The organism is Pedobacter sandarakinus (assembly GCF_026240095.1).
In the GTDB taxonomy this organism is placed as follows: domain Bacteria; phylum Bacteroidota; class Bacteroidia; order Sphingobacteriales; family Sphingobacteriaceae; genus Pedobacter; species Pedobacter sandarakinus.
In genome coordinates this window covers 486,486-499,479 of sequence record NZ_JAPIVG010000004.1, presented here as the reverse complement: position 1 = coordinate 499,479, position 12,994 = coordinate 486,486, and the positions used below count along the sequence as shown (strand labels likewise).

The window sequence follows — 12,994 nt, the reverse complement described above, 5'->3', positions numbered from 1 at the left end:
TCATTGGTATGGAGCTTTCATATTAAAGAATGTAAGATGGAATTAGGCAAGATAAATAGCGTGTTTTTTATCGGTATCGGTGGTATCGGCATGAGTGCGCTTGCTCGATATTTTGCCAAAAGAGGTCAGTTGGTGTGTGGCTACGATAAAACCGAAACTAAACTTACTAAAGCTTTAGAAAATGAAGGCATCTCTATAATATATACAGATGACGAACACGCCATTCCTCAGGCTTTTTTAGCACCTGCCGAAGATATGCTGGTGGTATACACGCCAGCAATTCCAATAAATTCTAATGTATTAAATCATTTTCAAAAAAAAGGTTTTGTACTTAAGAAGCGATCAGAGGTGTTGGGTATTATTAGCAAAGGGATGTATTGCATTGGTATTGCAGGCACACACGGTAAAACGACTACATCGTCAATAGTTGCCCACATTTTAAAGGACACTGGGTTCGATTGCACTGCTTTCCTAGGCGGTATCACCACTAATTACAACAGCAATGTGCTCTTTGGTGCTAATGATGTACTTGTGGTTGAGGCTGATGAGTACGATCGTTCTTTTTTAACTTTGCACCCTGATGTTGCCGTTATTACATCGATGGATGCAGACCACCTTGATATTTACGGCGATAAAGCTCACTTGGAAGAATCATTTCGGTTGTATGCCGCACAACTCAAAGATCAGGGTAAGCTATATGTACATGAAGGTTTGCCATTAAGCGAAGGCATCACTTATGCTGCGAGCAGTACAGCCACAGCAAAAGCAGAAAATTTAAGGGTAGATGGTGCGAAATTTATTTTCGACTTCCACTTGGGGAACCAAACCATAAGCAATATAAGTTTAATGTTGCCAGGTAAACACAATGTAGAAAATGCGACTGTAGCTATCGCTATAGCATTGCAGTTGGGTATCGACGCTCATAAAATTAAAACGGCAGTGGGAAACTTTAAAGGTGTAAAACGTCGTTTTGAATATATAGTAAATAGTCCGGGACAGATATATATAGATGATTATGCACATCATCCCGAAGAGTTAAAAGCTTGCTTTGATGCAGTAAGACAATTATATCCTGAGAAAAAATTAACTGTTATTTTTCAACCTCATCTCTTCTCACGCACGCGTGATTTTGCCGATGAGTTCGCAAAAGTTTTAAGCACAGCTGATGAATTGTTACTTCTGGAAATTTATCCGGCAAGGGAATTGCCTATAGAAGGCATAAATTCGCAGTTTTTGTTGGATAAAATTACGATTGATCAGAAAAGGATATGTGGAAAAGATTTTGTGATTCAATTTGTTGAGGATACAAAACCTGAATTACTTTTAACAGTTGGCGCTGGTGATATAGATACACTCATCGATCCAATTAAAAATATAATGAATAATGCTTAAGAGAATAAATTGGGGTGCAATATTTACGGGTCTTGCCTGGCTAATTAGTCTGGCAGGTGTAGTTGTGCTCTTAAGTTTTATCAACGTAAAAAAGCAGTCTGTTAAATGTTCTGACGTTAAAATCCTGATTCCCGGGGCAGATAACTTTATTGAAAGAGAAGAGATTGATGCAATTCTAAGAGAAGATCAGGGTGTATTGCTTGGGCGTAATTTAGAGAATATAAATATCCACCAGATAGAAAAAAAATTGCAGGCTAATCCTTACATCGCATTTGCGAAAGTATATGTAGATATGGATGGTGTTTTGCATATCGAGGTGAAACAAAGGCAGCCTATTGTACGCATTCTAAATGAAGCCGGGCAAGATTTTTATATCGATAATGAAGGGTTAAAAATGCCGATCTCTGCAAACTTCACTGCTAATGTGTTGGTGGCAACTGGTCATATTAATGAAGTATTTGGAAGTCGTGTAGATACGCTCCGTACCAAACTGGCACACGATCTGTATAAAACGGCTCAATTCATCAAAAAAGATACCTTATGGGATGCACAAATAGAACAAATCGTGGTTGACCAGCAAAATGAAATTGAGCTTGTGCCGAGGGTTGGTAGCCAAAGGATTTTGTTGGGCACAGCAGATTCGCTCGAAAAGAAAATGAATAATTTGCTCATTTTCTATAAAAAAGCCATGCCACAAGTAGGTTGGGAAACTTACAGAACAATTAGCATTAAATATACCAATCAAATTGTTTGTCAAAAACGAGATTCTTCCGAAATCGTGAGAAATCTACGTAAACTTTCTGGGGCGGATAGTGTTAGGATTAGGCAAAAGGTGTCGGATTCTTTAATAAAGGATGTGATTGCAGAAGCGATAGAAAAAGAACCAACTATGGCTGCGCTTAAAGCCGAAACCAAAACAACTGATGCAACAAAAACTACCGCTAAGAAATTAACCAATGCGCAGCCCGAAGCAAAGCGTGAGCAACCTTCAAAGGTGGTAACCACTAAGACAACTGCTCCGACCGCAACGAAGACGGTTGCCACAAACAAATACGATAAAAAGGATAAGCCAAAAGTACCGGCTACAACAGCGAAACTAGCTCCATCTGCAGAACTGCTAAAAAAACAGCGGGAAGCAAGGGAGAAAGAAATTAGAGCCCTAGAAAAACAATATAAAACTCAGCAAAATTAACGAATATGGACAAGGCAAAATTTACCAGTCAGTCTCCCATTGTAGTAGGATTAGATATCGGTACTACAAAAATATGTGTTATCGTTGGTCGTAGAACCCAGCACGGTAAGATCGAAATATTAGGAATAGGAAAGGCAGAATCGGCGGGTGTAACACGTGGTGTAGTTTCTAACATTCAAAAAACAGTGCAAGGGATAGCGCAAGCTGTAGAGATAGCCAGCGGACAATCTAATGTAGAAATACAGGTGGTAAATGTAGGTATTGCCGGGCAGCACATTAAAAGTTTGCAGCACCGCGGAATCTTAACACGGAGAGAACTCAATAATGAAATTGGTAAAAAAGATATCGATAAATTAATAGATGATATGTTTAAATTGGTGATGCCTCCAGGTGAGGAGATCATCCATGTATTGCCGCAGGAATTTACTATCGATAACGAACCTGGTATCAAAGATCCGATCGGTATGGCTGGAGTTCGTTTGGAAGCTAATTTCCATATCATCTCAGGTCAGGTTACGGCTGTAAAAAATATCATCAAATGTGTTAATAATGCAGGCTTGCAAACCCAAGACCTTATACTCGAGCCATTGGCTTCTTCTGAATCGGTGTTGAGCGATGAAGAAAAAGAGGCTGGTATCGCATTGGTTGATATTGGTGGTGGTACAACAGATATTGCCATCTTTCATGAGGGAATTATTCGCCACACAGCAGTTATCCCATTTGGTGGAAACAGTGTAACCGAAGATATAAGGGAAGGCTGTTCGGTGATGCGCAACCAGGCAGAATTGTTAAAAACACGCTTTGGATCTGCACTGGCAGAAGAGAATAAAGAAAATGAGATTATTTGCGTTCCCGGTTTGCGTGGTCGCGAACCCAAAGAAATTTCTGTAAAAAACCTTGCTTATGTTATCCAGGCAAGGATGGAAGAAATTATTGAGCACGTATATTACGAAATTAAGTCTTCCGGCTACGAGAAAAAACTTATTGGCGGTATCGTAATTACTGGAGGTGGCGCTTTATTGAAGCATTTATCTCAAGCGGTTGAATACGTAACTGGATTAGATTGCCGCATAGGCTATCCAAACGAGCATTTATCTAAGTACGAAGACATGCCCAAAGCAATTTACGATGATTTAAAAAGCCCGATGTATGCTACCAGTGTTGGTCTGCTAATTAAAGGAATACAGAAAGCTGAAGAGCTGATAGAGGAAATGAAGCAGCCCGGCGTTTATGTAGATAAGCCTAAGACAGCTAAGGAAAAAGAGAAACGTGGCCCTGGGTTATTTGACAAATTGCTCGCAAAAACCAGGACATTCATCCAGGATGATATGAATGTGAGTGATGAAGATTATCTTAAAAGCTAATCTATTTTTCAACAAAACATGAGTTTTCCACATTCTTAACACTTGTGGAAAACGTCTGTTGAAAAAGTGTTAATATTACGTTGAGTAATGAACAGAATTTAAAAATATTTAAACAACTGATTCATAAATATATGCAGTTCGAAATGTTAAAAGATAAGTCATCAATCATCAAAGTAATTGGTGTTGGAGGCGGTGGCGGCAACGCAGTGAACCATATGTACCTGTCGGGTATTACTGGTGTAGATTTTATTATTTGTAATACAGATGCCCAGGCTTTGGAATCTAGCCCTATACCTAACAAGGTACAATTAGGAGCCAGTTTAACCGAGGGAATGGGTGCTGGTTCTATTCCCGAGGTTGGTAAAAACTCGGCTATAGAAAATATAGATGATATTAAGGCGATGTTGGGCAGTACCACAAAAATGCTTTTCATTACGGCTGGTATGGGTGGTGGTACGGGTACTGGCGCTTCACCTATTATTGCCAAAGCTGCAAAAGAACTAGATATTTTAACAGTTGCCATCATCACTACACCTTTCTCTTTTGAAGGAAAAAGACGTAGGCTTCAGGCAGATGAGGGTATGGAAGAGTTGAAAAAATATGTAGACTCTTACCTCGTAATTTCAAATGATAGGTTAAGAGAGATTTTTGGAAACTTAACCTTAGGGTCGGCTTTTGGACAGGCAGATGATATTTTAACAACTGCTGCCAAAGGAATTGCAGAAATTATTACTGTGCCAGGATATATCAACGTTGATTTTAAAGATGTGCGTACCGTTATGAAAGATAGTGGTGTCGCTATTATGGGGAGTCATTCCGCTGATGGTGAAGACAGAGCGCTTCAGGCAGTAGAAGGTGCTTTAGCATCGCCACTATTAAAAGATAATGAAATTGAAGGTGCCAGATACATCTTGTTGAATATTAGTTCTGGCATTCGCGAAGTAACTATGGATGAAGTATCCATCATTACGGATTATATTCAGGAGAAAGCTGGTTTGTCTGCAGACCTTATCTGGGGAAATTGCACAGATGAATCATTGGAAGATAAATTGTCGGTAACTATTATAGCTACGGGCTTCCAGACTTCAGAAGAACGCGTTCACGAAGAAAGAAACAAGAAAAAAATATCTCTACTTACACCAGAAGAGGCACCTCTTGTACGTCCTGTTGAGCCAGTAAATTCATTTATTCAACCCAAGGTTGAGCCAAACTATGAGCCGGTTCTTAAAGCTAAGGAAGAAGTTTCACAGGCAGATTTGTTTGGTGGTATGTTTAACAAACCCGAGCCACAAAAAGTTCAGGAGCCCCAGAATAATGTAGTTCGCCATACCCTAATAGATGAAGAACCACAAGCAGAAGAGCAAAAGGAAACAGGTTTTGAGTTTGAAGTGAAGTTGGCAGAAACAAATTTTGTTTTCGAAACACCGGCAGCTGTTGAACAGTCAATGCCAGAACCAGAACCAGAAATCGAACTGCCAGTTGCTGGTTTGGATGATGATAAGAGTGACGAATCCATGGAAGAACAACTGAAAAAATCTAAAGAGCGTATTCTTCGCTTAAAGGATTTAAGTATGAAGTTGCGTACAACCAATGGATTGCAGGAGTTAGAAAATGAGCCTGCTTACAAACGTAAGCAAATGCAGTTACAGCAGGTTCAACACTCATCAGAATCGCAAGTTAGTCGCTTCACTTTAAGTAATGATCAGGATGGGGGCACGGAGATTAGACCTAACAATTCTTTCTTGCACGATAACGTTGATTAAACCAAACTAGATATAATTTGAAGCCCCGATAAACCCGGGGCTTTTTTGGCATAAATTTGGTATATCGAAAATGCTTAATTGACACCTAAAAGATTAACACGGTTGATTTTAAGACGAATAAAGCTTAAATTCGCAAAAATTTAATTTTACAAAAACACAATACATTGGACATATTTGAAAAGATAGCGAAACACATGGGGCCACTTGGTCAACACCAGAAATGGTCTCATGGGTATTTCTCATTTCCAAAATTAGAAGGGGAAATTGCACCACACATGCAGTTTAAAGGAAAAGAGCATTTGGTTTGGAGCTTAAACAATTATTTGGGCTTAGCCAATCATCCCGAGGTAAGACAGGCTGATGCCGACGCGGCAGCAGAATTTGGTATGGCATACCCAATGGGCGCCAGAATGATGAGTGGCAACTCTAAGTATCATGAACAATTAGAACAAGAGCTTGCCGAATTCGTTGGTAAACCTGATGCGTTTTTGCTAAACTATGGCTATCAGGGAATGGTGTCAATTATCGATACGCTTGTAGATAGGAATGATGTAATCGTTTATGATGCAGAGTCTCATGCCTGTATTATTGATGGTTTACGGTTGCATATGGGAAAAAGATTTGTCTATCAACACAACGATATCGACAGTGCTCGTAAGCAATTAGAACGTGCCACAAAACTTACAAAAGAGTCTGGTGGTGGTATTTTGTTAATTACCGAGGGCGTGTTCGGAATGAGTGGTGCTCAAGGTAAGCTTAAAGAAATTGTCGACTTAAAAAATGAGTTCGATTTCCGTATTTTAGTTGATGATGCACATGGTTTTGGCACAATGGGCAAAACGGGTGCTGGCACACACGAAGCGCAGGATTGCGTAGAAGGTATTGATGTTTATTTCGGTACGTTCGCAAAATCTATGGCCGGCATCGGAGCCTTTGTAGCTTCTACTGAGGAAATTGCTAATTTTTTAAGATACAACATGCGTTCCCAAACCTTTGCAAAGGCATTACCAATGCCAATGGTAAAAGGGTTGTTAAAACGCCTTGAATTGCTGAAAAGCAAGCCTGAGTTAAAAGATAAGCTATGGGAAATTGCCACGAGTTTGCAGCAAGGTTTGCGTGAACGAGGCTTTGATTTGGGCGTAACTAATTCTGTTGTTACACCTGTTTTCTTAAAAGGAGAACTCACAGATGCTACAGCAATCACATTCGATTTACGCGAAAATTACAGCATTTTTTGTTCGATAGTTGTTTACCCGGTAATACCTAAAGGAATGATCGAGTTGCGCCTAATTCCTACAGCAGTACATACGCCAGCAGATGTGCAACGCACTTTGGATGCTTTTAGTGAGGTTTCGGAAAAGCTTGAGAGTGGTTATTACAAAGAAAATCAATTCGCAACTACCTAATGCGACATTTATAAAAGAAGGCCGGCTACTGCAGAGTGACCGGCCTTTTCGTTTGATACCAATTTTTATTTCGCAAAAGATACGAGGGGCAGCAAGTTATCCTAAGTCTATAGTGCCAAGCAGTAATAGTTTGCCTCAGTGCTTGTATCTGGTATCTCTACGACGATGTATAGGCAAAGTTACAAAGGGCATCTAATAGCATTTTCGATGTTTCGAATGCCAATATGATGACTTAACTATTTGGTATTTAGCGAATTGCAATATTGATTGCGGTGATCAAATGTTCATAATTCATCACTTTGTGAAAAAAAACCAATTTAAAGCTATTTTTTTATCTCCTTAAAAAATTTTTTTATTGCAACAAAGCGTTTAAATTAGAGTTAGATAATTAAAACTCAAACCTTTAAAATTACAGGAGTAATAGAAAATGAAAAAATTCGAAGAAGTGAAAAGTTTGGTGGCAGCTTTAGAAGCTGATGCAGACAAGTTTTATAACAAAGGAAACAGCGCTGCTGGAACGCGTGTACGTAAAGGTATGCAAGACTTAAAAAATTTAGCTCAAGCCATTCGTTTAGAGGTTCAAGAAACCAAAAACAAAGACTAAGCGACCGAAAATATTTGCAAAAAGCCTCGATTATTTATCGGGGCTTTTTGCTTTGAATTTGTTGAAATTTAAACTGGCTCGCTCAGTTTCTCCAACTCGGCAACAATTGCCTGTTCTAAAGAAGATGATGCTTTTATCAGCGGCAAACGCACCTGATCTTCACATATACCGAGGTGTTTTAAAGCGGCTTTAATTCCTGCCGGATTCCCCTCCGCGAAAGCTAAACTTGTAAATTCAATCAGGCTTAAATGGGCCGGTGTCGCTGCTTTAAAATCTCCAGCTAAGCACTGCCGTACCATATCTGAAAAAATCTTCGGTAAAGCATTTGCCACAACCGAAATAATTCCCGAAGCACCCAAGGCAATCATAGGCAAGGTAATGGGATCATCTCCAGAGATTAATAAAAAATCTTCAGGCTTATCTCTCATAATTTGATTGAACTGATCGAAACTTCCGGAGGCCTCTTTGGTAGCAATGATGTTCTTAAAACCGTGCGCTAACCTGCAAGTTGTTTCCGGACTCATGTTGCTCATGGTTCTGCCAGGAACGTTATAAAGAATCAAATCTAATGGTGAAACTTCTGCTAAGTATTTATAGTGTTGATAGATTCCTTCCTGCGTTGGCTTGTTATAATATGGACTTACCGATAATATAGCGCTATAACCCGTAGTATTAAAGTTTTTTATCTCCTCCGCCACGGCCATGGTATTGTTGCCGCCAATACCAGCAACAAGAGGTAATCTATTGTCGTTAATTTCAGCAGTATAGGCCCATACCTTCTTCTTCTCTTCCTTGGTCATTGTAGCGGTTTCGCCGGTTGTACCTAAGGAGACGAGGTAATCAATCCCGCCCTCGATCAGGTGATTAATCAGGTTTTTTAAACCATTGTAATCAACAGATCCATCTTTGTTGAACGGTGTAACCAACGCTACACCAGTACCCTGAAATTTGTTCATTTTTAACTATTATAATTGATATTTTGAATGCCAATGCAACCTGTGCCAGATACGGCTCTCCGCTTTAGCTATCCTTTTCTTTATTTATCATCTCTAAAAGCGAATCATCGCTGATGATGGGAATATTTAATTTGGTAGCTTTTTCCAGCTTGGATGGCCCCATGTTATCACCAGCTACCAAATAATTTAATTTCCCCGAAATCCCGCTTAAAATTTTTCCGCCATTTGCCTCTATCATTTCCTTCAGCTCATCACGGCTATAGGTTTCAAAAACGCCCGAAATTACGAATGTTTTTCCAATAAGCCTATCACTTGCCAGCTCAATTACTTTTTCTTCAATTTCGAAGCTCAAACCTGCAATTTTTAGCAACTCAATCTGCTTTATATGCTCTTTATTTGCGAAGTATTCAACAATACTCTCAGCAATGCGTTGCCCAATTTCATCTATAGCGATAAGCTCCTCTATGGTAGCGCTTGCCAGAGCATCAATATTCTTCATACCTATGGCTAATTTCTTAGCCACTGTTTCGCCCACGTAACGAATCCCTAAACCAAAAAGCACCTTCTCAAAAGGCATCTCTTTCGATTTTTCAATGCCTGCAAGCATATTATCTATGGATCGTTGTCCGAAACGTTCCATACCTTTCAAGGCGGTTTCATTTCGGTAAAGTGTATAGATATCGCTGATATGGTTAAGCAAGCCATTCCTGTGAAACGTTTCAATGGTTTCATCACCTAAACCATCAATATTCATTGCTCTGCGAGATATAAAATGCTGCATTTTTCCAACAATCTGCGGCGGACAGCCTTCATCATTAGGACAATAATGAACTGCCTCGCCTTCTTTCCTAACCAAAGGAGTTCCGCACTCGGGGCAATTACGTAGGTAATCTACTTTTCTGGCATTTTCTTGCCGCTTAGCCGGATTAACTTTAATGATTTTGGGAATAATCTCACCGCCTTTTTCTACGAATACAGTATCGCCAATATGAAGATCTAGTCGATCAATCTCATTTGCATTGTGTAAGGTTGCCCTTTTAACGGTAGTACCTGCCAACAAAACGGGTTTCAAATTTGCAACGGGTGTTACAGCACCGGTTCTGCCAACCTGGTAGGTAACTTTTTCGAGCACGGTTTCAACCTCCGCTGCTTTATATTTGTAAGATATTGCCCAACGCGGTGATTTTGCGGTAAAACCAAGCTCTTGTTGCTGCGCATAGCTATTTACTTTAATTACGATTCCATCGATGTCGTAACTCAGGTTGTGGCGTTCGTTTTCCCAGTAATGAATAAAATCTAAAACCTCATCTATATTATTTACCAGGCGGTTATGCTCACATACATGGAAACCCCAAGAATTTACAGCTTGTAAACTATCCCAATGATTTCTAAAATCATTTTTATCAGTGTAAAGGAAATAGATGAAGCCATCTAGCGGGCGCTTGGCTACCTCTTTGCTGTCTTGCATTTTTATCGTACCCGATGCGAAATTCCTTGGATTGGCGTAAGGAATTTCGCCAAGCTCTTCTCTTGCCGCATTAAGCTTTAAGAAAGCGGCTTTATGCATAAATATTTCTCCCCTGATCTCAAAATTCGATGGTGCTTGAGTTGATTTAATTTGATGAGGAATGGTGTGTATGGTTTTCACATTGCTGGTTACGTCATCTCCTTTAGTTCCATCGCCACGCGTAACTGCACGAAGCAGCTTTCCGTTATCGTAGGTTAGGCTAATAGACAAGCCGTCGAATTTAAGCTCGCATACATATTCAAATTGGTTGCCTATAGCCTTCCGGATCCGCTCGTCGAAATCGCGAAGGTCTTGCTCATTATAGGTATTCCCAAGTGAAAGCATGGGATATTTATGCGGTACCGTTACAAAGTTTTTGGTGATATCTCCACCAACACGTAAGGTTGGTGAATTGGGATCAGCTAAATCTGGATTTTGTTTTTCCAGATCGGCCAGGTGTTTTAGTTTTTTATCAAACTCATAATCGCCAATGGTTGGCATCGCCAATACATAATAGTTGTAGTTGTGTTGGGTTAACTCTAAAACCAGGGCATCCATTTCTTCTTTTATTGCAGATAGCGACATAGCACAAATATAAAAAAAAGGATGTGTGTGCACTATGTTCGATCATCAAAAAGATAGGGCAAAGAAGCTGATTGCTCTTTTGAGCCACAACCACGAGATTATCTTATTTTTTGCTCAATCTCTAAAAAAATATCCATGAATTTTTCTTCCAGCGATGGTTTGAAAATGCTCAATTGAAAAGTTAATGCCTGGAGTTGCATTTCGTTTAAGGTTTCAGGCCAAATTCGCATGCAAATCCTGTTTAGGGCATAGCTTATATTTTCAATTTTTTGATAACTTGAAAGATATTTGCTGCTGATGAATTTCTCCATAAACAAATCGAATATCCGTGTATCCGCCCATCCGCAACGTTGCAGAAATGACCTGAGGGTTTGCTTTTCCACTTCAACTAATTGCTCATAAAACTTATTTACCTGGATAAGGTTATGCTCAATAAGCAAATGATCTAGCAATAACTCCAACCCAATGTGGGCTAAAAAAGAAGGGCGGACAGCAGTGTCTTGCGCTATTGGTTTAATTAGCGATTTCAAAACTGCAGTTTGTTCCAGGAAAAATTGGCTCGAATGGAAATGAAGATCTACCATAAGGTGTCGTTTCCATCCGCTTAAAATTTGTTGCTCTTCTGGGTAATTTTCAAATAGGAATTCGTTTTTCTGTGGGTAGAAGTTACCTGTTTTCGATGCATTTTTGACCAGATCTGGCAGAACTGTTCCCATTACCACATTGGCATCTGTCGTAAATCTATCAAAATAATAATGGGATAAAAAGTTCATCGTGCAAGGTAAGGTTTTCTTTTCTAACTGATATAAATCCAACAAAAATTGCTTTTCTATTTGGTATTGCTTTGTAAATTAATTATTTATAAATTTAATTACCAAACGCAGAAACTATGCCTTCTTCAAAAACTTATCGGATTCTATCTCTAGATGGAGGTGGATCTTGGGCCATTATGCAAGTGAAATGTCTGCGTAAATTGTTTGCTGAAACTTTTAATTTGCCAGATCCTACCGGGCACGAAGTACTGAGTCATTTCGATTTAGTAGCAGCAAATAGTGGGGGCAGTTTAGTGGCTGCAGCAATGGCAGAAAATCTTCGTTTATCCGAAATCGAAAGAATTTTCGAAGATGAAAAGCTCAGGAGTAAGGTGTTCTCTAAATTAGGTTTTTGGGAAAAAAGTATCTTGGCTAGTGCGGCACGAATTTTTAAGATTGGCGCAAAATATGCAACCAAAAGGAAGCATAAAGCGCTAAAAGAAATTCTTCCTGGCATTGCCATCATTGATTTGATGGATGTGCCTGCACATGTTGCAGTAGCCGGAAAAATCAAAACGCAGTTTTTAATTATTGGTTACGATTACTATCGGAACAGGGCAGAAATGTTTAGAACAGACTGCGATAGTTTGGCAAGCACATCGGTTATAGAACGGAAACTGGCTAACCTTCCACAGCAAGCCGCTACGCAGTCAGATTGCCTCGTGAGTCTTGTTGATGCCATACACGCATCCAGCACTGCTCCGGTAAATTATTTTAATGAACCCGCCATGTTTAAGGTCAACAATAAAATGAAATATTACTGGGACGGCGGTGTTACCGGAAATAACAATCCAGTATTGACAGCCATTACCGAAATGCTCTGCAATAAAGATCAATATCAGATAGATGAAGTACAGGTGCTTTCTATTGGAACGGGCACAGTTTCGCAATTGCAACATGATGAGCCTATACCGGTTCAATATCCTGAGCTAAGGGCCAAATATGAAGAACCTGGGTTGATTAAGGATATCCAAAAAATGGGAACGAGTATCTTAAATGATCCACCTGATACTGCTGCTTTTATTGCCTATATGATTCTTAATCCAACTATGACAGCCAAACCGAAGAATTTTATCAGAATGAATCCAGTTTTAAGGCCAATACTAATAAAGGATGGGCACGCTAAACGGTGGGATCTCCCAGCAGGAATAAGCAAGGAGGAATTTGTGGCTTTAAATGCGCTTGATATGGATGCTGTTGAAGACAGGGAGGTTGCCTTAATAAAAAAAATGTGCGCAAATTGGTTGAACAATTCTGGCATTCCAAATCAGGCAATTCGTAGTGATGCCAGTATGAATTGTCTCATTGGACATGCAGATTTCAACACCGCAAAGGCAGATTTTAAAACATGGTTTAGCTAAACAACTAATTTGCATTAAAGTAAGTGAAAATTTTATCTTTGCACGCACAACT

10 protein-coding genes are annotated in these 12,994 nt (G+C 39.5%); 7 read left to right on the top strand and 3 right to left on the bottom strand.

Annotation, left to right across the window (positions count from 1 at the left end; genetic code table 11):
* The first annotated feature begins 36 nt into the window (after positions 1-36).
* From murC to OQ268_RS13620, 6 genes are all read left to right on the top strand, one after another.
* The gene (gene murC / locus OQ268_RS13645; RefSeq protein ID WP_265856797.1) at positions 37-1,392 is read left to right on the top strand and encodes a UDP-N-acetylmuramate--L-alanine ligase; all 1,356 of its coding nucleotides are present in this window, start codon (positions 37-39) and stop codon (positions 1,390-1,392) included.
* Complete coding sequence (locus OQ268_RS13640; protein ID WP_265856795.1) at positions 1,385-2,584, top strand: cell division protein FtsQ/DivIB; 1,200 nt, start codon at positions 1,385-1,387, stop codon at positions 2,582-2,584. Before murC ends, OQ268_RS13640 begins: the two co-directional genes overlap by 8 nt.
* A 5-nt stretch (positions 2,585-2,589) precedes the next feature.
* Positions 2,590-3,948 (top strand): cell division protein FtsA, encoded by a 1,359-nt coding sequence (gene ftsA / locus OQ268_RS13635; RefSeq protein ID WP_265856793.1) that lies wholly within the window; start codon positions 2,590-2,592, stop codon positions 3,946-3,948.
* 131 nt (positions 3,949-4,079) lie between these two features.
* Positions 4,080-5,711 (top strand): cell division protein FtsZ, encoded by a 1,632-nt coding sequence (gene ftsZ / locus OQ268_RS13630; RefSeq protein WP_265856791.1) that lies wholly within the window; start codon positions 4,080-4,082, stop codon positions 5,709-5,711.
* 164 nt (positions 5,712-5,875) lie between these two features.
* On the top strand, positions 5,876-7,117 hold the full coding sequence (locus tag OQ268_RS13625; protein WP_265856789.1) for an aminotransferase class I/II-fold pyridoxal phosphate-dependent enzyme: 1,242 nt from the start codon (positions 5,876-5,878) through the stop codon (positions 7,115-7,117).
* 427 nt (positions 7,118-7,544) lie between these two features.
* Entirely contained in the window at positions 7,545-7,721 is a 177-nt protein-coding gene (locus tag OQ268_RS13620) for a histone H1 (protein WP_121950775.1), read from the top strand.
* Positions 7,722-7,789: 68 nt separating this feature from the next.
* Here OQ268_RS13620 and dapA read toward each other — a convergent pair whose 3' ends face one another.
* From dapA to OQ268_RS13605, 3 genes are all read right to left on the bottom strand, one after another.
* Entirely contained in the window at positions 7,790-8,677 is an 888-nt protein-coding gene (gene dapA, locus OQ268_RS13615) for a 4-hydroxy-tetrahydrodipicolinate synthase (RefSeq protein WP_265856786.1), read from the bottom strand.
* 64 nt (positions 8,678-8,741) lie between these two features.
* Positions 8,742-10,769, bottom strand: a complete 2,028-nt coding sequence (gene ligA, locus OQ268_RS13610; RefSeq protein ID WP_265856785.1) for an NAD-dependent DNA ligase LigA — start codon at positions 10,767-10,769, stop codon at positions 8,742-8,744.
* Between the two features lie 98 nt (positions 10,770-10,867).
* Entirely contained in the window at positions 10,868-11,542 is a 675-nt protein-coding gene (locus OQ268_RS13605) for an ACP phosphodiesterase (RefSeq protein ID WP_265856784.1), read from the bottom strand.
* A gap of 116 nt (positions 11,543-11,658) precedes the next feature.
* Here OQ268_RS13605 and OQ268_RS13600 point away from each other — a divergent pair, with 116 nt between their 5' ends.
* Positions 11,659-12,942 carry a patatin-like phospholipase family protein gene (locus tag OQ268_RS13600; RefSeq protein ID WP_265856783.1) on the top strand — a complete coding sequence of 428 codons (1,284 nt, stop codon included), beginning with the start codon at positions 11,659-11,661 and terminating at the stop codon, positions 12,940-12,942.
* Positions 12,943-12,994 lie beyond the last annotated feature (52 nt).